The sequence below is a fragment of the Fimbriimonadia bacterium genome (assembly GCA_039961735.1).
In the GTDB taxonomy this organism is placed as follows: domain Bacteria; phylum Armatimonadota; class Fimbriimonadia; order Fimbriimonadales; family JABRVX01; genus JABRVX01.
In genome coordinates, this window is the sequence record JABRVX010000002.1 from 18,811 (window position 1) to 41,119 (window position 22,309).

19 protein-coding genes are annotated in these 22,309 nt (G+C 63.4%); 10 read left to right on the forward strand and 9 right to left on the reverse strand.

The genetic code is table 11. The features are described 5' to 3' along the window. The first annotated feature begins 19 nt into the window (after positions 1-19). Genes HRF45_00305 through HRF45_00315 form a run of 3 tightly spaced genes read left to right on the forward strand, consistent with a single transcriptional unit; the run spans position 20 to position 6,569 of the window. Positions 20-2,020, forward strand: coding sequence for an efflux RND transporter periplasmic adaptor subunit (locus tag HRF45_00305; protein MEP0764971.1), 2,001 nt, complete (start codon positions 20-22; stop codon positions 2,018-2,020). Further along, entirely contained in the window at positions 2,017-5,298 is a 3,282-nt protein-coding gene (locus HRF45_00310) for an efflux RND transporter permease subunit (GenBank protein MEP0764972.1), read from the forward strand. Before HRF45_00305 ends, HRF45_00310 begins: the two co-directional genes overlap by 4 nt. Continuing rightward, positions 5,295-6,569 (forward strand): TolC family protein, encoded by a 1,275-nt coding sequence (locus HRF45_00315; protein MEP0764973.1) that lies wholly within the window; start codon positions 5,295-5,297, stop codon positions 6,567-6,569. The genes HRF45_00310 and HRF45_00315 overlap by 4 nt, the downstream gene beginning before the upstream one ends. Before the next feature lie 4 nt (positions 6,570-6,573). On the opposite strand, the gene HRF45_00320 is transcribed toward HRF45_00315, so the two are convergent. From HRF45_00320 to HRF45_00330, 3 genes are read right to left on the reverse strand one after another with little or no spacing between them, the layout of a single operon-like run. Then, complete coding sequence (locus HRF45_00320) at positions 6,574-7,509, reverse strand: M28 family peptidase (GenBank protein MEP0764974.1); 936 nt, start codon at positions 7,507-7,509, stop codon at positions 6,574-6,576. Next, the gene (locus HRF45_00325) at positions 7,496-8,113 is read right to left on the reverse strand and encodes a 5'-nucleotidase C-terminal domain-containing protein (protein MEP0764975.1); all 618 of its coding nucleotides are present in this window, start codon (positions 8,111-8,113) and stop codon (positions 7,496-7,498) included. The genes HRF45_00320 and HRF45_00325 overlap by 14 nt, the downstream gene beginning before the upstream one ends. Before the next feature lie 3 nt (positions 8,114-8,116). Continuing rightward, positions 8,117-9,277 carry a peptide chain release factor 2 gene (locus HRF45_00330; GenBank protein ID MEP0764976.1) on the reverse strand — a complete coding sequence of 387 codons (1,161 nt, stop codon included), beginning with the start codon at positions 9,275-9,277 and terminating at the stop codon, positions 8,117-8,119. A gap of 295 nt (positions 9,278-9,572) precedes the next feature. On the opposite strand from HRF45_00330, the gene HRF45_00335 reads away from it, so the two are divergent. Together HRF45_00335 and HRF45_00340 are read left to right on the forward strand one after the other, a co-directional pair. Beyond that, positions 9,573-11,171, forward strand: coding sequence for an LPS-assembly protein LptD (locus HRF45_00335; GenBank protein MEP0764977.1), 1,599 nt, complete (start codon positions 9,573-9,575; stop codon positions 11,169-11,171). A gap of 157 nt (positions 11,172-11,328) precedes the next feature. Further along, on the forward strand, positions 11,329-11,865 hold the full coding sequence (locus HRF45_00340; protein MEP0764978.1) for a hypothetical protein: 537 nt from the start codon (positions 11,329-11,331) through the stop codon (positions 11,863-11,865). 513 nt (positions 11,866-12,378) lie between these two features. On the opposite strand, the gene HRF45_00345 is transcribed toward HRF45_00340, so the two are convergent. From HRF45_00345 to HRF45_00370, 6 genes are all read right to left on the reverse strand, one after another. Next, on the reverse strand, positions 12,379-12,888 hold the full coding sequence (locus HRF45_00345; protein ID MEP0764979.1) for a hypothetical protein: 510 nt from the start codon (positions 12,886-12,888) through the stop codon (positions 12,379-12,381). 81 nt (positions 12,889-12,969) lie between these two features. After that, complete coding sequence (locus tag HRF45_00350) at positions 12,970-13,986, reverse strand: hypothetical protein (protein ID MEP0764980.1); 1,017 nt, start codon at positions 13,984-13,986, stop codon at positions 12,970-12,972. Continuing rightward, the gene (locus HRF45_00355) at positions 13,970-14,428 is read right to left on the reverse strand and encodes a zf-HC2 domain-containing protein (GenBank protein MEP0764981.1); all 459 of its coding nucleotides are present in this window, start codon (positions 14,426-14,428) and stop codon (positions 13,970-13,972) included. The genes HRF45_00350 and HRF45_00355 overlap by 17 nt, the downstream gene beginning before the upstream one ends. Beyond that, a complete protein-coding gene (locus HRF45_00360) occupies positions 14,418-14,981 on the reverse strand; it encodes a sigma-70 family RNA polymerase sigma factor (GenBank protein MEP0764982.1) in 564 nt (187 codons plus the stop codon). Before HRF45_00360 ends, HRF45_00355 begins: the two co-directional genes overlap by 11 nt. Positions 14,982-15,054: 73 nt before the next feature. Further along, on the reverse strand, positions 15,055-16,377 hold the full coding sequence (locus tag HRF45_00365; GenBank protein MEP0764983.1) for a zf-HC2 domain-containing protein: 1,323 nt from the start codon (positions 16,375-16,377) through the stop codon (positions 15,055-15,057). Beyond that, positions 16,374-16,937: a sigma-70 family RNA polymerase sigma factor gene (locus HRF45_00370; protein MEP0764984.1), complete on the reverse strand. Its 564-nt coding sequence runs from the start codon at positions 16,935-16,937 to the stop codon at positions 16,374-16,376. Before HRF45_00370 ends, HRF45_00365 begins: the two co-directional genes overlap by 4 nt. Before the next feature lie 116 nt (positions 16,938-17,053). On the opposite strand from HRF45_00370, the gene trpB reads away from it, so the two are divergent. The 5 genes from trpB to HRF45_00395 are packed head-to-tail and all read left to right on the forward strand — an operon-like array spanning position 17,054 to position 22,159. Then, complete coding sequence (gene trpB, locus HRF45_00375) at positions 17,054-18,235, forward strand: tryptophan synthase subunit beta (GenBank protein MEP0764985.1); 1,182 nt, start codon at positions 17,054-17,056, stop codon at positions 18,233-18,235. Positions 18,236-18,246: 11 nt separating this feature from the next. Next, the gene (locus HRF45_00380) at positions 18,247-20,583 is read left to right on the forward strand and encodes a PAS domain S-box protein (GenBank protein MEP0764986.1); all 2,337 of its coding nucleotides are present in this window, start codon (positions 18,247-18,249) and stop codon (positions 20,581-20,583) included. 15 nt (positions 20,584-20,598) lie between these two features. Beyond that, on the forward strand, positions 20,599-21,348 hold the full coding sequence (locus tag HRF45_00385) for a hypothetical protein (GenBank protein ID MEP0764987.1): 750 nt from the start codon (positions 20,599-20,601) through the stop codon (positions 21,346-21,348). A gap of 10 nt (positions 21,349-21,358) precedes the next feature. After that, positions 21,359-21,499 carry a hypothetical protein gene (locus HRF45_00390; protein MEP0764988.1) on the forward strand — a complete coding sequence of 47 codons (141 nt, stop codon included), beginning with the start codon at positions 21,359-21,361 and terminating at the stop codon, positions 21,497-21,499. A 36-nt stretch (positions 21,500-21,535) separates the two neighbouring features. Further along, entirely contained in the window at positions 21,536-22,159 is a 624-nt protein-coding gene (locus HRF45_00395) for a hypothetical protein (GenBank protein MEP0764989.1), read from the forward strand. Positions 22,160-22,309: the final 150 nt, after the last annotated feature.

Genomic DNA, 22,309 nt, shown 5'->3' on the forward strand with positions numbered 1-22,309 from the left:
GAGAATTGGAGGTAGGAACATGGGAGTTGGTTTGGCGTTCTTGCGCCGTCAGTGGATTACGCTCATGCTGCTCGCAGTGAGCGTGCTGGTTGTTCGCTGGATCGTGAGTACTCAGCGCGCGCCCGGGGCGATGACCATCGTGGAAGCTCAAGCGATGGACATGACAGCGATGAAGGCGCCTGCTGGCGTTTTTCCGGTCGCTGTAGAAGAGGCAGCTTTTCGCGCGCTCGGAGGCACGTCGGAGTATCCCGGCATCGTGTCTGCCCTACAAGAGGAGGTGGTGGTGTCCCGTGTTGCCGGACGTGTCGTGAGGGTCCCCGTCTACCCCGGCGACCGCGTCTCTACCGGTCAGGTGGTTGCCGTGCTGGACGCCGAGGAGCTCGCAGCCCAGAGCGGTGCAGCCCGGCAAATGGCAGCGGCGAAGGCCGCAATGGCTTCGGCGAGCAAACAGCTGATTCGCGACCGCGCAGCGATGATCGAGGCCGCACGAGCGAAAGCCGTTGCAGCCAGCAAGGCTGTGCTCCGTGCCGAGAGCGAATTGGCCACAGCGGTCGCCGAGCGCGCGAAAGCCGCGGAGGAAGCCCGTATGGCCGATGCCGAGGTGGATGAGCGACAAGCGGAGCTTCGCTATGCGGAGCAGGCGCACGAACGCGAGCGCAGGCTTCATAAGTCCGGCGCAGTTTCGCTCGACGACCTTCAGGTGGCGGAGCGCGAGCGAGACGCCGCATTCGCTCGGCTGCAAACGGCGCGTGCGAAGGCCAAGGCTGCCGAGCAGGGCATCGAGGTGACTGATCGGCGCATGAGCGTAGCGCAACGAATGGTGGAGGAGGCCGCCGCGATGGCTCGCGAGGCGAACGAAGAGATAAGCCGAGCGGAAGCAGGCCTCGACCAGGCGCGTGAGGAGGCCAGGGCGCTCCAAGCCGAGGCGAGAGCAGCACGCTCGGATGCAACAGCGATGGCGACGATGGCAGCATACCGCACGGTGAAGGCCCTTTCGTCCGGAGTGGTGGCCGAGCGGGTCGCTGCTCCAGGAAGCGTCGTGATGATGGGAGACCCACTCGTGCGCCTCGCTGTCGTGGATCGAGTACGAGTGCAAGCGGACCTTCCGCAATCCCTCAGCCGGGACGTGCGTGTAGGTAGCGGGGTAGAGATCTCGAGCGGGCCCGTTCGAAAAAAGGCGAAGATAACCTCGGTCTTTCCGGTACTGAACCCGCAGACGCGCACCTACCGCGTGGAAGCAATCGTGTCCAATGCCGACCGGGCGCTGATGCCCGGGATGTTCGTCTCGGTACGCGTCCAAACCTCGCGCATCGCCGACTCGCTCGCCGTCCGTTCGTCTGCCGTCAGGACGGACGCAGAAGGCAGACGCTATGTGTGGCTTGCGGTCGAGCGGGGCGAGCCTGGGAAGCCGACGGACTGGACCTGCACCATGCACCCAGAGGTGAGTAGTCCCGGTCCCGGTACTTGTCCCAAATGCAAGATGGACCTCGTGCCTCGCGAGCATCAGGGAAAGTACGTGGCAACGAGGCGCCCGATCACCCTCGGCCCCTCCGACGGAGAGTACACGGCCATCACATCGGGGCTCAAAACGGGGGAACTGGTGATTTGGGCCGGCCACGAGGACCTCTTCGAGGGGGCCCCGGTACAGCCCACCGAATGGGGGAACGACGGTCCAGAACAACTTCCCGCGGGCAACGGGTCTCCCGGACCCGGTCAGCCACACGACTCTTCTGAGCATCGCCACACGGTGAAGCCAGCCCCAAAGGCCGAGAAACCAGCTCGTGTTCCGGAGGACCTATGGGCGTGCCCGATGCACCCGGAGGTGACTAGCAACGGGCCTGGTACTTGCCCGAAGTGCAAGATGGATCTGGTCAAGAAGTCCACCCCTTCTGAGCCGAAGTCCGCTGCCCCAAAGGAGGTTTGGGCGTGCCCGATGCACCCGGAGGTGAAGAGCGACAAGCCGGGCACCTGCCCTGAGTGCAAGATGGATCTCGAGAGGCAGTCGGGGGCGTCCCGATGAGCGAACAGGCCGGGGCCCCCCATGAAGGCTTCAACATCGTACGATGGTCGGTAGACCACCCATACGCGGTACTGGCCTTCTATCTTGCGATGTTAGTGCTCGGCGCGTTAGCTATGACTTATACCATGCCGCGCCGATTCATGCCGTACGTGGAGAGTCCGTTGCTCGGCATCGTAACGGAGATGCCAGGCCTTTCCGCAGAGGAGATGGAGACGTATTTTTCCTCTCCCATCGAGCAGCGGATGGTAAACATCCAAAACGTGCGCTATATCCGCTCCATCAGCCAAGAGGGCTTCAGCATGGTAGTGTTGGAGTTCCCGTACGGATCGGACATGCGTGCCGCGCAGACCGAGGTCCAGAGCCTGCTGAACATGGTGCAGGCCGACCTGCCGATGACAGGTGCCAACCTGAAGCCCAGTTGGATTCTACGCGTAGACCCTCTCAACCTGCCAGTACTCTCCTTCAGCCTGACCGGTGATCCCGACAAGGGCTGGACGCTGCCTCGCCTGAGAGAGCTGGCAGACAACGAACTGCTGAACCGCTTCAAAGCAGCGCATCGCAATGTGTACACCGTATCCACCTTCGGCGGGTACCGACGGCAGATGCAGGTGCAAGTGGATCGCAGCCGACTCGCATCGTACGGCCTCTCGATACTCGACGTTCGTGAAGCGATCGACCGGTACAACGTTGCGAAGCCTGCCGGCCTGATTACGTCCGGCCCGAAGGAAACAATACTGCGTCTGGACACCCTCGCACGAGGGGTCGAGGATGTAGCAGCGTTTCCCGTCATGGCCGAGGGTGATAAGGTCGTTCGCGTCGGCGACGTGGCGGATGTGCGTGACACGGTTATCGAGAATCGCTCCGCGTTTCACCATCTACACGGTGACGAGGTCGAGAAGGGTGTTTTGATAAACATCCTGCAGAATCCCGACGCAGGGTCGCCTCAGACGGTGTCGGCTATGCTGAAGACCGCGGCAGAGTTGGAGAAGGAGTACCCGGGTATCGCGCTGACCGTTGCGTATAACAACGCCTCGTTCGTGGACGTGTTGTTCGGCAACATGATCCACGAGTTGATCCTCGCTATCATACTAACCGCGCTGGCCGTGCTGTTCTTTCTCGGTGAGACTCGCGGGACGCTCATCGCGCTGACGGCGATCCCCACGTCGCTCGGCATGGCGGTGCTGGCAATGGCGCCGTTAGGCATGAGTCTCAACTCGAGTACGCTCATTGGTCTGCTGGTGGCTATCGGGCGACTCGTAGACGACGCGATTCTCGATGTGCATGCCGTGGAGCGTCACATGCGCATGGGCAAAGACCGACGCACGGCCACCATCGCTGGCATTGCGGAAGTGCGAAGGTCGATAATCGCTGGCACCGCGGTGTTAGTCATTGCGCTGATACCACCGATGGTCAGCGGTGGTATCACACAGCTCATGTTCGAGGGGCTCTGTTGGCCTATCATCTTCGGTCTCGTCGCTTCCACTCTCGTTTCGATTACGCTCACCGCCGTACTCTGCTCACGATACATGGTGCTGCCAGACGAGCGAACGCGCACATGGTTCAGCCGCCTGGTGCTGGCGCGCTGCGAAAGGTGGTTGACTGGGCTGGAGGAAGGGTATGAGCGCCTAATACGCTGGTTGCTGAGGCATCGCTTCGCGAATTTCGTCCGCATCGGTATCACCGTCATCCTCGGCTTTGCGCTGTATTACTTCATCGGGTCCGAGATGATGCCACTCGCGGACGTGGGGCAGGCCAGCCTGCAGATGGAAATGCAGCCGGGCACCAGCTTTGAGGCTACGGAAGATGCGGTACGCAAGCTCGAGAAGATCATGATCGAGGAAGGGGGAAGGCAGGGATGGATCCGACAAGCCGCCTTCGAGATCGGCTCCGAAGGCGGCCCCGGCATGACCACGGGCGGAGCCTACTTCACGGGGTACCAGATGGGACAGGTGAATTCCGCTTCCGCCATGATCACGCTAAGTGATAAAGACTCTGGGCGCCCTGATGTGTGGAGCATCATGGATCGGATCCACGAAAGAGCGATGGTGGAAATACCTAACATCCGCCGAATTCAGCTCAAAGAGATGGGCTCGGACGTCATGGCTACGGCGGCCGCTCCGGTCTCGTTGATCATCTACGGCAAAGACCTGCACATGCTAGACAGTATGGGACGCCAGGCTCTGCGCATCGCACAGGAGAAGAGCCTCAACCCAGCTACGGGGAAGCCCGACATGGCACAACCCTACCTGAGCTGGGAGATGACAAAACCTACCTACTCCTTGATCGTGGACAAGGCGAAGGCTGCCAGGCATGGGCTCGCCTCCAACGAGATCGCGGAACAGGCATACTACGCCTTGCGTGGCGGCTTCACAATGGAGTTCTATCGCCTCGACAACAAGCGTCCTACCACCGTGCAAGTTCGCTATCGCGAGGATCAAAGGCAGGACCCGAGCGACCTCAGCGGTGTGTACCTCACGGGTGCGAGCGGAGAGCAGGTACCCCTCACTGAACTGGTCAGTGTAGAGGAACGCCTAGCACCCACCGCCATCGAACACGACCAACTGCGTCGGGTGATATCTCTGAACGGCTACTACCGCAAGGACGGACGCCCCAGCATGGACGTCGCGATGGACGTGCAGATGCGCGCAGCAGCAGAGATGAACTGGCCGCCGGGCTACGGAATCGAGGCGCGCGGCGACATGACGCAGATGATGGACAGCTTTCGCGTCATGCTGCTCGGACTGCTGGTAGCGCTGGTGCTCATGTACTTCATCCTGGTGGCGCAGTTCGGAGGGTTCGTTCAGCCGTTGCAGATGATAGCAAGTCTGCCGCTGGAGCTGAGCGGCGTGTTCCTCATGCTCTGGCTCACGCACCAGGCGTTCTCCACCGTCTCCATTCTGGGTGTCATCATGCTGAGCGGAATGGACGTGGTGACGGCCATCCTGATGATCGACATGATTATGAGCTATCGCCGGCAGGGTCTACCGCGGAACGAGGCTGTTGCGCGGGCCTGTCCGCAGCGACTGCGCCCGATCCTAATGACCTCGCTGATCACCATCCTCGTCATGTCGCAGATCGCCTTCTCGCCGAAGTTCGGTCTCGATGCCTACCAACCACTGGGGACGGTGATCGTCGGAGGCTTGCTCGTCGGCACAGTGCTGTCGCTTCTGGACATACCCATCATGCACACATTGGTGGATGACATCGTGCGGTGGTTCCGAGTACGCATTCGGCGCGAGGACCCGGCCTCGCTGCCACCCATAGAGGAGCAATCATGAGAGCTGTTAGTATGATCGTGTCGCTGCTGGTGTGCGGTGTTAGCCTTGGGCAGTCCACCACTAGTGTGAGCCAGGCTGTTGAGCGAGCCGTCCGCTTGCATCCCATGCTGAGCGTGGCACAGGCGGATGTGCAGGGCGCGAAGGCGAGGGCGGCCATGCTCGAGGTGCCCTACGTACCGCAGGTCTCGCTGAATGCAGTTGGCACCGCAGGCGAGGGGGCGATGACCTTCGCCTCGACGGTGATGCCCATCAACTACTGGCGGACGGAACGCGGCTCGAGCGGTGTGCTGAACGCTTCGCTGATGTGGCGTCCTTGGTCCTTCGGGCGGGAAGCTGCGGCACGAGGCATTGGTCGGGAGGAGGTGCTGTCGGCGGAGGAGACTTTGGCGGTGGTACGGCAGAACGTCGCGCTGTCTGTACGCCTAGCATTTGCGGAGGCGCTGCTGCGTCGTGAGACCGTGGAGGCGAACAAGGCGGCAGTGGAGAGCGCCCGCGAGGTAGAGCGCGTCACGCGGGAGCAGTACGAGGCCGGCAAGCTGCCGGAGGCGTTCCTGTTTCGCGCTGCGGCCGATACCGCTGAGATGGAGCGGGAGCTCGCGATGGCTGAGGCCGAAGCCGCCTCCGCGCTAGCGATGCTACGCGAGACGATGGGCATGGATCAGGTGGAGATGTTCGCACTGGGTGACTGGGACATCCCGCTGGAGGCACCGGCATCTCTCGCAGAGGCTCTGGCGCAGTCGGAGGCGAGGCCGGAGATCGCAGCGATCCGCCACGCCCGCGAGGGGCAAGAGCTGCGGGCGCGCCTGGCGGAGCTCTCCACCCGACCCGACCTAGCGTTGATGGTGATGGGGGATTGGATGGGCACGAGGGGGATGGCGGGCGAAACCGGCTCCAAGGTCGGATTGGTCGTCAGTTTCCCGCTGGCGGACGGGGGCGAGCGCCGCGCGACCCGTGGTGAGGCCAGGGCGATGGCGGGCAAGATGGATGCCGAGATGCGCTCAATCCGACTAGCGGTAGAGGCGGAGGTTGCCGCAGCGTGGGCGGCATGGCAGGCGCAGCCGGCTGTGTCGAGGGCGGCTCGTGCGGGTTTGGAGTCCTCGTCGGAAGCCTATCGGGTTGCGCTCCTGCGGTATCAGGAGGGAAAGGCCATCCTCGCCGAGGTGACGGATGCCCGGGCGCGCCTCGTGGCCGCTCAGCGGTCCATCGCGGAAGCCGAAGCCTACGCCCGCACCGCCTGGTCCAAACTCCAGCGCGCGATGGGTAGGGATTAGGAGCCTAGTTCTCCTCCCGTAGCACGGCCTCCACCAGCGTGCCAACCTTGTGAAGGGAGTCGGCTGACACCTTGTCCAGCGTATCCTCCAGCGTGTGCCAGTAGAGGTACTCGAAGTCTATCAGGTCAATCGTCGGCACGCCGGCTTGGTTCATGGGCACGTGGTCGTCAATCACTTGCGTGCCTAGCTCGAAGGGGAAGGTCTTAGACATGCCGAGTCGCTCCGCCATGCCGTACACCTTCTTCACGATGTCCTTCGCCACTTCGTAGCTGTATGCCTCGACCGGGATGCGCAGGTCCTTGTCGCCCACCATGTCCAGCAATATGCCGTAGTCGGGCTTAGGACTCGTCAGCTTCTGGCTCCAGTGCTTAGCCCCTAGCAGCATGTTGTCAATCGAAGGCCCCAGGTCCTCACCATCGAAGAACACGAGCTGCACCCCGATGCTCGGTGGACGCTTCGAGAACACCCGTGCCAGCTCCAACAGCACGGCCACACCGGACGCGCCATCGTTGGCGCCGTCTATCGGCTTGTTGCGGAACTGCAGCCGCGGTTCCTCGTCCGCCGTGGGTCTCGTGTCCCAGTGCGCGGCGATCACCACCTGCTTTTTCGCATCGGGGTTGAAGCGAGCGATCACATTGGTCATGCGCAGCGTCTTGCCTTTGTAGGTACCGGTGAATGGCTGCGTCTCGACGTGCGTGGTGTACTGCTTGAGTGTGGCGACCATCCACTCCAAGCACTTCGCGTGCGCATCGCTGCCGGGCACGCGCGGCCCGAACTCCACCTGCTTACGCAGCATCTCGAAGGCCAGCTTGCCGTCGAAGTCGGTCTTCGGGACGGCGGCCGGCTTCGGCTTCTCGACGTCCTGCTGGGGTGACGCGGAGGTGGCACACCCGCCAAGCGTCGCGAGCAGGCAAAGCAGAAGCAGCCTAGTCGCCGACAAGGCGGTCCTGCTCTCCGAGCGGCCAAGTGCTCTTGCCGTCCAGCAGCCTTCGCACCGCCGTTTCGACGGTTACCCCGGTCTGCTCCGATATCTGTTCGCGCTGCCACACGGTGAAGTAGCCAAGGGCTCCCCTTGCGAGCGTTGCGGGCATGGCGACGCGGTAGGTCTTCCCGGCATCGAGTGCCTTGCCCTCCACCAGCACTCGTTTCACCCGCGAGTTCGCAGCCGCCTTGGCCGAGTACTCGACCTTCAATCCGGATACTTGAAGAAATGCGCGGTTGGATTGCGGCAGCAGGCTGAGCGAGCGCTCCAGTGCCTTGGTTATCTGGTCGCCGGTAAGCGAGAGGACGTAGATCTCCTCGCCGGGATAGGCAAGCAGCTTGTTCAACTTCTCGGCGCTCGGCGGGCCGTCGAGCGAGCCGGAGACGAAAAAGCCCGCAGCGATAAACGCTACGTCCGCACTGGCCGCCGCCCGCATGGCGTCGGCCACCATCTGCGCGACTGGGCTGGGCCCGGAACCCGGCTCGGAGAGGCTCAGCGTTTGCCCACAACCGAACGCGGCCACCCAGAAGCTCGCCATCGTAACGATCGTCCTGCTAACCACTCCTCACTCCTTGCCCCCCGATGCCGAGCAACGGAGAAACGCTTCGATGAAGCCGTCGATCTCTCCGTCCAGCACGCCGAGCGTGTCTCCGGTCTCGAACCCGGTCCGATGATCCTTCACCATAGTATAGGGGTGTAAAACGTAGGACCGTATCTGATGTCCCCATTCGGCGGGCGGAACTTCTCCCCTCAGCAACTTCAGCTTCTGCTCTGTCTTGTCTCGTTCCAGCTCCGCCAGCCTCGATTCTAGGACGCGCAACGCCACCGCGCGGTTCTTGTGCTGCGACCTTTCGTTCTGGCACGTCACCACGATGCCCGTAGGGATATGCGTGATGCGCACCGCCGAGTCGGTCTTGTTCACGTGCTGCCCGCCCGCGCCGCTGCTGCGAAACGTGTCCACCCGAAGGTCCTCGGTGCGAATCGACACCTCGCCCTCCGCGACCACCGGGATAACCTCCACCATCGCGAAGGAGGTGTGCCGCCGCCCCGACGCATCGAAGGGCGAGATGCGAACCAGCCGGTGCACGCCGCGCTCCGAGCGCAAGTTTCCATACGCATACGGGCCCTCGATAATGCCCGAGACGTTTCGATACCCGGTTACGTCGCCCGGCGTTTCGTCGCCTATCTCGAAGCTGAAACCGCGTCGCTGCGCCCACCGGGTGTACATGCGGAGCAGCATCTCGGCCCAGTCGCAGGACTCCGTCCCGCCCGCACCCGCGCTGATGGTGAGGATGGCAGGATCCGGGTCGTGAGGGCCGCCGAGAAGCGTCTGGATCTCCAGCGCGTCGAGGTCTTTCAGCACCTGGCGGGCACCTGCGACGAGCTCCTTCCGCATAGCAGGGTCTTCGTCGCCCTCGAGCAGGGATGCGAGCTCTTCGATGTCCTCAAAGCGCTTCCTCAGGTCGCGGTACGGCTCGGTCCTTCCGCGGAGTTGGGAGAGCTTACGGACGGTCTCTTGGGCCTTGGTGGGGTCGGACCAGAAGTCGGGTTCCTGCTGCAGGCGCTCGAGCGCCTCGGTCTCTCGTTCTAGGCGAGAGACCTCAAAGATGTTCTCCGATAGCGTCCAGGCGTGGCTTAGCCTTGGACAGCGCTTGTAGGAGGTCGGGGATCGCTTCCATGGAGATAACCTCTGACGGGAGCAGTGTACCCTGCGCGCGAGGTGCATGCACTCTGCCGCCCGGGGACTGTGCCGAGACGACCTTATTGCGCTCTCTGCGGGCTCTGCGTGAAATCCCATCCCGACGGCGTGCTGCAGCCGCTTCGCAGCAGGGCATCACCGGGGTACGGCACGGAGTGTCAACACGGGGTTCGCTAAGGGGTCGCCAAGATCGCATAGGGACACCGGGCAGCCACTCGCACGGACCCTCTCACCCCAGCCCTCTCGGAGACGGGGAGAGGGTGAGAGCCTCCACCTCGAACGGCGGAGGCATGAGGGCCGTGGCAGGGGGGCGGGGGGCGCCGTGGAACCTCAGGTTATGCTCCTCCGGACCTGCATCGCGGTTGCGGCGTCCCTTGTCCTCGTCTGTGCATGGGCGCAGCTGCCGCTCGGGGAGCCCTTCGAAGCCATCTACTCTTCTCTCAAGATCACGGCGCTGCCTGACCGGCAGCCCATCGTCGGACCGCTCGCGAAGTGGGTGCCGACGAGACTCGACCCTGGGGCCACGAACCGCTATCAGGTCGTTCTCACCGACCCATTGCTCCGGTACGGACCGACCTCCATCACGGCGGACGTGCTCGAGGTCGACACCGATGCAGGCACCTTGATGGCGCGGGGAAGCGTGTTCGTGGAGGACCCCATCGGCGTGCTTTACGCAACCGAGATGCTCTATCACTACAAGGCCGCGGAGGGTCGCGCCTTGGGAGTGTACGGGAACGCGCAAGGTGCCTACCTTCGTGCCGAGGTTCTGGAGTTGCGTAGGGGCGAGTGGAGCGCGATGCGCGGCGAGATTACCACGTGCTCCGAGGTGCCGGCACACTACGCGGTGCGCTTCGACCGCGTGAGCATCCGTCCAGGCTCGCGGGCACGTGCGTACAAGGCGGCGCTTTCGATTGCAGGCGTTCAGGTGGCGCAGCTCGCCTGGCTAAGCGTTCCGCTGGACCGGCGCACCAACCAGTTGACCGCTCCCACCATCGGCTACAACAGCCGCCAAGGGTTGGCGCTCGCCTGGCGCAACGAGTTTCGAGTTGCGCGGAAGACCAGCCTCCTGGCGGAGACCGGCACCTTTCAACGTGCGTTGCCCGAGTGGCGAGGCATCTTGTCCTACAGTCTGCTCGACCCGCGCACCGCAGGCGCTGTCGGAACCCCGGACACCGAGGAAGGCGAGCGTTTCACTAGCTCCTACATAGACAACGTCTCCGTAGAGAGCCCGGAGAGCGAGGAGATGCGGCTGCGGACCCCGCGCTTCGTGCTCTTCTTCGAGAACTCGACCAACCTGCCCGTGTCGGCTCGGCGAGAGCCCGACGTGATCATCTCGAAGAACTGGGAGCTGGGCACGCAGTGGAGCATCGAGCGGGGGCCCCTTTTCGGGAGCCTAGCGGTTCGCTATGGGCAGATCGCCGAGAAACCCTCGCTGCAGAAGGTATCGCGCAGCACGGTACAAGGCGTCTTCGCGGGCAGCCCCGTGCACATCGCTCCAAACGCATCGCTGCGGTTTCGTCTGGACGGAGGGCTCTACGACTACGACGGTCAAGACCAGTATGGGTGGGTTCGTCCAGCCGGGGTCTTGGTGCTGGAGCCGGACCCGCGGTTGCGATTGGGGTTCAGCTATTTGCGTACGTTCGAGTCTGGGAACGCCGCTTTGGAACTGGATCGTCCCAGGGAGCTGAGGGCACTGCACGGGCGCATGGACCTGATGCTCGGAAAGACCTCCTTTTCCTTCCTGGCCAAGTACGACCTGGACCGCAACGACCTCTACGACATCGAGTTGGCGTTCCGGCAGACCGTTCACTGTGTGGAGCCGCACATCGTGTGGCGACGGGACCCCGGCGTGTTCCGGATCGGCGTGCGAATTCCGACCGTGGACCTTCTGGGCAACCTCATACGGAATCGCTTCCGCTAGTCCGCTAGGCAGCCGACCCATTTGGCAGATTGTTCCGGTAACACTCCCGGCAAGACGGTGCAAGTTGTGATAAGATGATGGGCGAGGGCTGGTGGCGTCTGCCGCTTTTGCGCCAGGCGGCCCCCCGTGTTGTTTTGCTAGAAATGGAGGAGTAGACATGAGGGCTCTTTTATCGGCCAAACTCGCCGCTGTCTTCCTGCTGCTCGGTATAGCGATTGCGAGCACGACTGGGCGCGCCGAAGCGCAACCCATCCAGTTCACGGTTCCCCTGGACTCCTGTCTTGCCGCGCCCGGCACGCTGATGCCTGGAACGCTCGAGATCTACACCCTTACTTGCGAGCGTGTAGACGGCGGCGACGGCCTGCTAGCATTCGGTCAGGAGAATCTCTTCGTTGCCGGCGTCGGGCCTGGCACGTATCACATCCGCGTGAAGGTCGCCAACTGGCTCACCGTTTGGGTCCGCAACGTGACGATGGGTTGGAGCGGCGCAACACTTACCTTCCCGACAGCTGTCAATGGCGACGTGAATGGAAACGATGTCGTGGAACTTGCGGACGTCAGTTCGATCCTCGTGAACTTTGGCAACACAGGCGCACCCGGGATTGTCGGAGACCTGAACTGGGATGGGACGGTTACGCTTCAGGACGTCACCATTTCGCTGCTCAACTTCGGGAAAGCCGGGGAGGGCTGCTAGTTCGCGTCTTTGCCGGCACGCGGGCCGGGGCGTTGGGGATGGGCCCCGGCCTGGCAGCGTCGGCTTGGGCCGATGGCCAGGAGTGCTACCACACACCACTGTGGGATGTTCGATCAGTGACGAGGCATGCGCACTGCCACCCTGATCGTGGACATGCATTAGGACGGGTCAGCGGGCAAAGGACGCCTCGAACTCCCAGGCGCTCTCCGAGTTCAGCGAGCGGTCCGGGGTGAAGGCATCCATGCCCTTCTCTTTGTAGCTCTACGCCCAGCGGTCCAGGAGACTGGGCGACAGGTCGTGCTCTCTGCGGCGTGGGTCTTGGTGACTCGACCGAACACCACCTGTTGGCAGAGCAGTAGTTCTTTTCCTCATAGGGGACACGCTTGTAACTTCTTGTTCTATCGGTCGAGGATGTATGTCTACAAATCGGGTGGCAGTCCAAAGTCGCAAAGGGCGTGGCGCCCGGCCATTCGGCCGGGCGCCACGCCGAAGACGCTGCGCATCGAGGTGCAATCACCGGATTGGAGCCCGACCGAACGGGCAAATTCCCGTCCCGCGACCGTAGCCCATGCCGGGTCCGAAGCCGCCCTGGCCGCGTCCAGCCCCCATACCGAACCCGCCGCGATTGCGGCCGCGCGGCATGGTCTGCATCAGCTCCTGCTTCAGGTCGCGCGAGTTGAGCTGCAGTTCGTGCAGGTCGCTCCGAAGCGCATCCAGCTTTGCCAGCAGCACTTCTCGCTGAGCCGGGTCAGTCGTTCCCGCGAGTTCGAACTGCACGGTGCGAATCTCGTTGTGCAGCCGGATCACCTCGTCTAGGAACGCTTGCTGCTCCGGGGTGCTGGGCGTCACTCGGGTCCACCATCCGCCTGCGTTAGGATTCGGAGTGGTGTATCCGTAGGGGCAGACCCAGCTTCTCTGGGCGCCTCCGTTCCCGTTGCCTTGGCCCTTGCCCTGGCCCACGGCGGCCAGTCCCATTCCGATCGCCACTACCACTGCCAGGCCGATCACCACAAACCGTTTCATCTCGTTACCTCCTCTTGCGCTTGCGTTCTGCGCTTTCACCCATACGGACGACCGCGCGCGGATTCGATTCCCTGATAGGGACTACTTGAGGCCTGCGGCGATGCGGTCCAGTTCGGACTTGGGCAGATCGCCGAGCACGAGGCTGGTCACGCCGTCCTTCGTCACGACCGCTGCGTTGGCCGAAGTGCGCATCGGCGAACCGCAGAGCCCCCTGCCCTTGCCTTGGCCGTATCGGTGCTGTTGACCTCTCCCCTGCGCTCCGCTGCCTGTCGCCGTCCTACCGCACTGCGGACACACCTCGTGGCGTGAGATGATGGATACGGACGCGAGACCATCCACGTAACGCGCGAGGCAGTAGGGCACCCCACCCGAGCACTGCGATAGGTGGTACCCATCGAAGACGAAGCCGCGTGGCATGTAGGTGGGAGCCGGCACCCGGAAGCCCACTCTTCGCGAGATCTCGTCCCGCGTGTAGTGCCGGGTCGTATCCGAGGCGACTTCCCGTACCGTCCAGCCTTGTGGCACGCGGAATAGATCCGGAGCGAGCTTGGCCTGGTAGTCAACGCTAGAGTACACGGTCTGTGCCGTCAGCCGGCCAGATGCATCATGGGAGTCGCTCCTCAAGATCAGGGCCGTCTCTCTATCCACCCAAACTTTTCGCGAGGGGCTGCCCGCCCTTTTGCTGCGCACCGAAATAACGTCACACTCCCGCCCGGCAACCGTGGCCTTGCCCGTGATTGTCACATCGTAGTTGGCCAGCAACGTCTCGATGCGGCTGGGTTCTCGGGTCGGCGAGGCCTTGATGGCAGTCTTCGTCGTGGCATCCAGTTCGTACAGGTGTTTGCCGTCGTCCAGTACTATCCGCTGCTTGCCCCCGGGCAACACGTACAGGATTCGGGAGAGAGGGCCCTTCTGGTAGACCGTCGCCTGCACGGTGCTCCTGGACCCTTGGCCGGCGCCCAGGGTCTGCACACGTGCCGTGTACGATAGTGTGGTCCTCGCCTTCTCCGCTTGCCGCAAGCGTTCGGCAGCGCTCTGGCCCGAGGCGCCCACCACCAGCGCGAGTAATCCAGCGACCAGGCTAAGGCGCATCGCCATCGGTTGCCTCCAGCCCCACCAGGCCGAGGTGCACCCTATCGGCGAGTGGGTCGTTCCAGCCTAGATAGGCGTGCTGGCGCTCGTAGCCGACCTCGAAGTCCTCCTCTACCAACTCGGTAGGGGTCAGCACGACGCGCGGCCACATCAACCAGACAACCGCCGCCAGCGCAGCAACACCCACGGGCGCCCAGGCGTACCGGAGGAGATACGTGCGCTTCGGCTGAGGGGCTTTCAGGTGCGGTTCGATGCGCGCCCACAGATCGGGAGGCGCTTCCTCGCGCAGGGTCGAGAAGAGACGGGTGTCGGCCACCTCCAGTGCCTTCAGTTCCTCCGCGCAGGAGACGCACGTGGCGAGGTGCTGCTCGACCGAGCGGCGAAGCCGCGGGCTGAGCCCACCGAGCTGGTACTCCGGAAGCAGAATGCGCATGCGCTCACACTGCATCGCCGGTCACCTCCGGGCCCAGCGCTACCGCGCTCGACAGCGAGCGGCGCAGCGCATCCCGAGCGCGTGCGAGGCGAGAGACTACGGTGCCTCTCGGCAGGCGTAGGATGCGCCCGATCTCCTCCACCGACATCTGCTGGCCGTAGTAGAGGCTGATCACCTGCCGATGCTCCTCGCTGAGTGCGTCAATCGCGCCGTGAAGTGCATCGGCGCGGGCGCGCTCCATCGCCTGCGACTCGGGCCCTGGCGTGGGGTCTTGAAGCTGAGGGGGGATGGGCTCGGTCGGACGCGAGGACTTGCGGAAGTCCTGTACCTGGCGCACCGCTATACGGAACAACCACGTCTTGAACGCCTCGTTGTCCCTCAGGGCATTCAATCCATTCCACGCCTTGGCGAACACTTGCACCGTAAGGTCCTCTGCGTCTTCTCTTCGGGGCAACATCCTGCGAACGAATCCGAAGACCCCGGTGGCATAACGCCGGTACAACCGCTCGAAGGCTGCCCGGTCGCCCGAGCGCGACTGCTCGACAAGCACGCTGTCGGGTATTTCCATTCGCTCGACAGGCTATTCCCACATGTCACGGACGACGGGGACGCCCCTCCGATTCCCTAAGTTGCGGCGCAGGTTATGGTTTTCCCTTCAAGGGTTGGCCGCAGAAGGGGCAGTAGCGCCATAGAGGGCCAAGGTGGGGGCGGCCGCACCAAGGGCATACAGTGTCCATCGAGTGGCTCTGCTGCATCATCAGGTTGCCTTCGCGCATCTGCTGGCTGAGCGCCCTGACTTGTTTCGTGGAGGCTTGCTCCTGAGTTCCCCTGCCGGCCTTCGCCACTGTGGGGTCGGTAATCAACGGCGAGATCACCACGCGGTCCTTCTCCGCCTTCCACTCCGTTTCGGAGGCCAACGCGATGTTGGCGAGGGCTAGCCCGAGCTGAACTTCGGACAGGTGCACGGTGATGACTTGGCTCTGTGCTGTTTCCCTCACCTCGACCGGGACCGCAGCTTGTTGCGAGATCGCCTTGGAGAGAACACCCAACGTGCCGGTCTCGCTCAGGGTAATCAATCGGTCCAGGTATGCGGGCCTCCCCGACCACTTTCTTTCTTTGCCCAGATCGAAGGACAGCTTCGTCCCGTCCTGTTCGACGATGGAGACTCGATTGGAAGCATCGAGTTCAGCGACTGCCAGCACCTTGCCGTCGTCCGTCAGTGCGGTGACCACAGCCTGAGTCTGGGTTTTGTCTGCTGCAGCCCGGAAGCCTCCTCCAGCACTGCCCCGAGACCCGCCGACGAGGCCGCCGTCGCCGAGTGTCTCGCTAGGTGGCGTGCCGGCAGTGCTCGGAAGGAAAGGGTTGGTCTCCGTGCCCGCCTCGGTTTCCCGAAGCGGGGGGGGCTTCGACTGGGGCAACACGTTGCCCCGTCCTAGGTTCACCCTCGGCTCCGGGCGCGGCCGCACCGACTCGCGAGCTTGCTCCATCTCTCGCATCGAACCGGCCGAGCCGGGTACCGGGGCTTCCACGCCGGTGGTGGGCCGCTCGGCGACGCTGCCTTCGTCGGTCGGCGCAGCCTCGGCCTTCTCCAGAGCGCTAGGTGCGGCACTGTGCTCCAACGTGCTGCCCGTGGGGGCGGAACCTCGTCCTCCGGCAATCCGAAACACGCCGAAAGCGACAAAGGCCAAGACCGCCACCCCCGCCACGGTTGCCGGCCAACGCCAACGTGCTGCCAAGCCGGAAGCAGGTTGCGGCTCCCACCTCGGCGGGCGAGCGGTCTCAGGGGCGGCGAGAGGCCGCTGAGCTCTCACTTTCGCGAATAACTCTCGGTCGCTCGTCGCGCGAGCACGGCACGCCTCGCACTCCGACAGATGGCGCTCCACTTCGACTCGGCGGCGCTCGTCCAGCAGGCCTTCCTCGTATTCCCACAGCAAGCGGGGGCTGAAGCGGCAGTCCGTCTTCATCGTCCCGCCTCCGGGTTGAGCGAGCGATACAGCTCCTTGAACCTCTCGCGAGCGCGGAACAGGCGGGTCTTCGCCGCGGCGTGCGAGCAGCCGACGATCTCGGCAATCTCAGGCAGTGCAAGGTCCTGCCAGTAGTAGAGAGTGACCAGAGCTCTATCCTGCGGAGCCAGCTCTGCCAACGCTTTCAGGATAGCGGGGTCGTGGTTGTCCGAGCGGTTGGTCTGCGACTCTACGGCTAGGTCGCCACTGAGAGGCACCGTCTTCGGCCGGGCCTTCGCCTTTCGGAGCGATTGGATGGACGAGTTGACCGCAATCCGGTAGAGCCACGTGCCGAACCGCGACCGTCCGTCGAAGCGGTGAATGTTCTGATACACCAGCGAGAAGCAGTCCTGTAGGGCATCGAGGGCGTCGTCCGGGTTGCCCATCACGCCGAGACAGACCGAGTAGACCCTGTCTTTGTGTGTGCGGAACAGCTCATCGAAGGCAGCGGTGTCGCCGGAGCGGCACCGTTCGATGAGGCTATGATCCCGGTCTACGGCGACCTGCCCAGAAATGGCCATGGCGATCGAACTGCATTCTGGCACATCCCCTTAGATGCCAGAACGCGCTCCAATAGTTACACGTATGGGGGCCCTCTCGGTTCCGCTCGGTTGTCGGCGAGTACAATCGTTTCGAGTTGGCGTACACATACCTTCCCGACGAACGCGGACGCTTCGGCGCCTTTGGCGGCCGATTCGTTCCAGAGACACTCGTACCGGCCCTGGACGAGCTGGCCGAAGCTTTCGACTCGCTTTGGCCCACCGAGGAGTTCCAGGCAGAGCTACGAGGCTACCTCAGCGAATACGCAGGCCGCCCGACACCACTAACCCACCTGAACCGTGCGTCCGAGGACTTGGGTTTCGACCTGTACGCGAAGCGCGAGGACCTGTGTCACACCGGAGCACACAAGATCAACAACGCGCTGGCTCAGGCGATTCTGGCGAGGCGGATGGGCAAGCGAAGGATTATCGCGGAGACGGGCGCCGGGCAGCACGGCGTTGCCACTGCCACCGCGTGCGCGCTGTTCGGCCTGGAGTGCGTCGTGTACATGGGCGAGGAAGACGTCCACCGTCAGGCTCTGAACGTATTTCGCATGAGGCTGATGGGTGCTCAGGTCGTCCCTGTGACCGCCGGCACTCGAACGCTGAAGGACGCTACCAACGAAGCCATGCGCGATTGGGTGACCAACGTGCGGACGACGCACTACATCATCGGCTCCTGCGTGGGCCCCCACCCGTATCCGAAAATCGTGCGCGAGAGCCAGCGTGTGATCGGAGAGGAAGCACGGGTTCAGATGCGGGAGAAGATAGGACGGCTGCCGTCGGCGGCCGTCGCATGCGTAGGCGGGGGCAGCAACGCTATCGGCCTCTTCGCCGCGTTTCTGGACGATCCGGTGCGGCTGATAGGAGTAGAGGCAGCGGGAGAAGGCATCGAGAAGGGGCGACACGCTGCCACGCTCGTTGCCGGGTCCCCCGGTGTGCTGCACGGCTCGGCGAGCTATCTGATACAGGATGCGGATGGGCAAGTGGTGCCCACGCACTCCGTGTCCGCCGGGCTGGACTACCCAGGCGTCGGGCCGGAACACTCTTACCTGAAAGAGACAGGGCGGGCGGAATACGTGACTGCCACCGACCAGGAGGCGTTGGATGCCTTTCGTTGGCTAGGGGAACGGGAGGGTATCGTCCCTGCTCTGGAGACTGCCCACGCGTTCGCCTACTGCCGAGCACAGGCCGGGCGGATGGAAGGCCCTGTGCTCGTCAACCTCTCGGGTAGGGGGGACAAGGACATGGAGACTGCTTCTCGTCTGCTTGCCCTGTAGTGGAGGTATGGATGGAAGAACTCCTGGAGCGGTTTCGCCAAATTGCCGACTCGCTTCCCGTCCTCGTAGACGGGTTCACCGAGGACCTTACCTTCGTCCTTTGGAACACGGAGTGCGAGCGAGTCACGGGATACTCTCGCGACGAGATCCTCGGGCGGGCGGACTGCTTCGACCGTCTCTACCCGGATCTGGAAGAGCGCGCCCATGTGTTGTCGGAGTGGGAACGCCGCGGCAGGAACGTTCGAGATTTCCGGGTGGCACTCGTCTCCAAATCCGGCGAGCGAAAGCACATCTCGTGGTCTTCGGTGGTGCTATCCGATTTGACCCACAGTAATGTGTATGTGTTCGTTGGCGTAGACCAGACCGACCGTGTGGTAGCCGATGAGGCGCTAGGTCGCGCCCAGGAGCAGGCGAGGAAGCTGTGGGAGCAGGTGTCGGACGCACTCGTTCTGCTCGACGAGCAATCACGCGTCGTCATCTCCAACCCTGCCGCCGAGACGCTGCTTGGCTTCACTTCCTCTGAAATGCACGGGAGGCTTTTCCTCGAGTTGTCACCGGATGATGTGGGGGCGGTGCTGGAGCGCGCGATCGACAGAGCGCGCGAGGAGGGAGTTGCGAGCAATCTTCTGATCGAGCTAACGGTAGCTGACCGACCATCGTGGTTCAGCGTGCGGGTCTCGCCCATGCCGGAGCGGAGAGTTGCGTTGCTCTTTACGAACGTAGACGCGGTGCGGCGTGCAGAAGAGGAGCGGCTGCGACACGAAGAGCACTACCGCAACCTAGTACAGCAGCAGGGTACGGCGTTCGTGCGGATCTCTCCCGATGAGCAGTTCCTGTACCTTAGCCCTCAGTGTGAGACATTGACCGAATACAGCCTGGACGAACTCCGTGCCATGGGCCCTGCGAAGGCCTGCGAACTCGTGTTCCATACGTCGGATACCGGCGCGCAGCATGCTCTTCAACGGGCTCGCGAGGAAGGTTCCGGTAGGACCGTGGAAGCCGAGGTGCGGGTCCTCTCGAAGACCGGTAAGCTGAAATGGGCCCTGGTACGCCAAGTCCCCGTTCTGAACGCCCGGGGCCAGGTTCTGTACTACGACCTGATGTTGCTAGACCAGACGGAGCGCAAACTGCTCGAGGAGCAGCTCCACCAGGCACAGAAGATGGAAGCGGTCGGCACGCTCGCGGGGGGGCTTGCCCATGACTTCAACAACCTGCTGACCGCGATGATAGGCAACGTGGAGTTGACTCTCGCCGAGCTGGAGCCCGAGCATCCGTGCCGCAGGCGTCTCGTCGCAGCCCAGAATGCTGCTGAGCGTGCAGCCGCGATCACTCGTCAGCTCCTGACCTTTACGCGCAGAAACTCGCCGCGGCCCGAAGTGCTGGACGTGTGTCAGGCAGTAAGTGAGACGCTGGACATTCTGCGGCAGTCGCTGCCTCCGAACATCCGGATCGAACAGAAGAAGCCGGAGGGTCGCCTCTACGTGGCTGCCGATCCTGTGCAGCTCGGGCAGGTGCTGCTCAACCTATGCGTAAACGCGAGGGATGCTATGCCGGACGGCGGCTTGCTGACCATCCAGTGCGGTGAGACGGAGGTTGACGAGGCGTCGCTGCCGAGCGGCCGCGGGTTTCAGCCGGGGCCGTATGTAAGGATCGCCGTCTCGGACACCGGCATCGGGATGACGCCGGAAGTGCTAGAGCGTGCATTCGAGCCATTTTTCACCACGAAGGATGTGGGGCAGGGCACCGGGCTGGGGCTGTCCGTTGCGTACGGGATTCTTCGCAATCACAGGGGCTGGATCACGGCCGAAAGCACTCCGGAAGTCGGAACCACGTTTACCGTGTACCTTCCTCGTATATCCGAGGAGGCCGCCGAGGCTACGGTGGCTGCGCCACGCGAGTGTGTGCCCGGCAACGAAGGCATCCTGGTGATAGACGACGAGAAAGCTCTGCGCGACCTGACTCGGGAGCTGCTGGAGAACTGCGGCTATACGGTGTTCGAGGCAGAGGAAGGGGCCGAAGCGTTCTCGGTGCTGAGCCGAGCGCACGGCCGAATCCATTTGGTCCTGCTGGACCTGATGATGCCCGGAATGCCGGGAGACGAGGTGCTAATGCGCCTTCGCGAACTCTATCCGGAAATCCCGGTGGTGGTAGCCAGCGGTTACCATGTCGAAGCCAAGGAAGAGTTGATGGCCGGCGGGGCGGTTGCGTTCGTGGAGAAGCCCTTCTCCCGCGCCTCGCTCACCCACGCGATCCGCCAGGTGCTGGACGGCAAGGGCAGAGCACAAAGTGGAGCGTCGCACGAGGAATCGACCGACGGACCTGACGAATCGCCATGGCGACCCGTCTAAAGGAGTGAAGCACGAATGTGCGAGCAGGATGAACCCACGGTGCCGAGTGCAGAGAGAGTACGAGACAGCTATACGGCTCAGTTCGCGGTGCGGGAAGGCCGACCCGTGGACGAGGAGCCGCTGCCTGCCGAGTTCCAAAGCCGGTTCGAGACGCAGACCGACTACGAGTGGAAGCGCGTCTATCCGGCCCCCGAGAGCGAGGAGGCACTGCGCGAGTACCGGGAGGGGAACCGAGCCTTTCGGGAGGATCGTGTGCTGGACGCTATAGACGCCTACCGACGCTGCCTCGAGATCGAGGACTACGCGCCCGCGCAGCAGAACCTCGCGGTCGCCTACCTTCACGAGGCATCTGCGGAGGCCTGGCGCGAGTGCGAGAGCATCCTCGAGGAACTCATCACCCGCTTCGAGCCGCTCATTGCCGATGAGGAAGCTCGCAAGAAGGCCGGGTTGACCCTCGATCAGGCGGCGTCTGTGCTCGCTCCGGCGTATAGAAACTTGGCGGAGCTGTATGCGCAGCGGGGAGTCGGAGCACATTCCAGAGACAAGCTGGTGGAGGCTGCAAGTCTGACCCGCCGGGCGCTGGCCCTGATGCCGCAGAATCTGCCTTGGCTGCTCGAACTTTGGGGCATCCACCACGTCCTGGACAATGCCGACGAGGCGGCCGCCGCTTTGAAGCAGGCGGCGGAGATGGAAGGCTTCGACACGTTGGTCGCTCACGCGAGAGAGAAATACATCGCGCTGAAGGTGAAGTATCATGCAGGCTAAGGAGGCCACCATGAAAGCCTTGCGTTTGATTCTTGCCACGGTCGTCGTTTGGGCGGGCGTCTGCTTGGCGTTCGCTCAGCCCGACACGGACTACTCCTCTTGGCAGCAGGTCGAGATCTCCAAGAAGGACGGAGACATCATCGGCGACTAGCGCCGGCGGAACGGAGGGAGACCTGAGGAGTAGCTGATGGGTGAAATAGGAGAGTCCAGATATGCGTCCTTAGCCGCAGCGATCCGTGCGGGCGGTGAGGGCGCTCGGCGCGCTATGGACGACCTGGTGCGCGCAGAGCGCAGCCACCTGGCGCGTACGCTGTGGCGGGAGTTCCCCAAACTTCGTGACGAGATCGAGGATGTCGTCGCCGAAGCCTTCGAGCGGGTATGGCGCGGCGCCGAGAAATGCGACTGCTTCTCGCCGCAAGGCACCTATGCCGGTTTTCGCGCGCTGGTGGCCAAGCAAGCCTCCTACTTGGCACTGAGCGCGGCGCGAAAGGCTGCGGTGCGGGGCGCCCGAGCTGAAGTGGTAAGCCTGGACGAGCCTTCGTGGGACGGCCGGTTCTGCGACCCTTCGGCAGAGGAAGATTGGGAGCGCGCGGTGATAGGTGAGATCGAGGCCGAAGCGGTGATGACGCGGCTGACGACTAAGATGGGATCGCTCACCGATCGGCAGCGCATTATCGCACGCATACTGCTTCAAGAGGGCGAAGAGGACGCGAACGCAGCGATCGTGGATGCCTTGGGTTGTTCCGACGGCGCCGCGCGCGAGGCCAAACGTGCCGTCCGCGAACGCCTAAGGCAACTGCTGCATTCCTAGTCAACGTCTTCGCTGCTGGCTCATACATCTGCCATGCGCCCCGCATTGGATTCCCCCTCCCCGCTGGCAAGTAGCCTCTATGCCCTGGCCCGCGTCCGCCAACAGGCCTCCGCTGAAGTCATGGCACGAACCCAAGGACCGCGCCGGGGC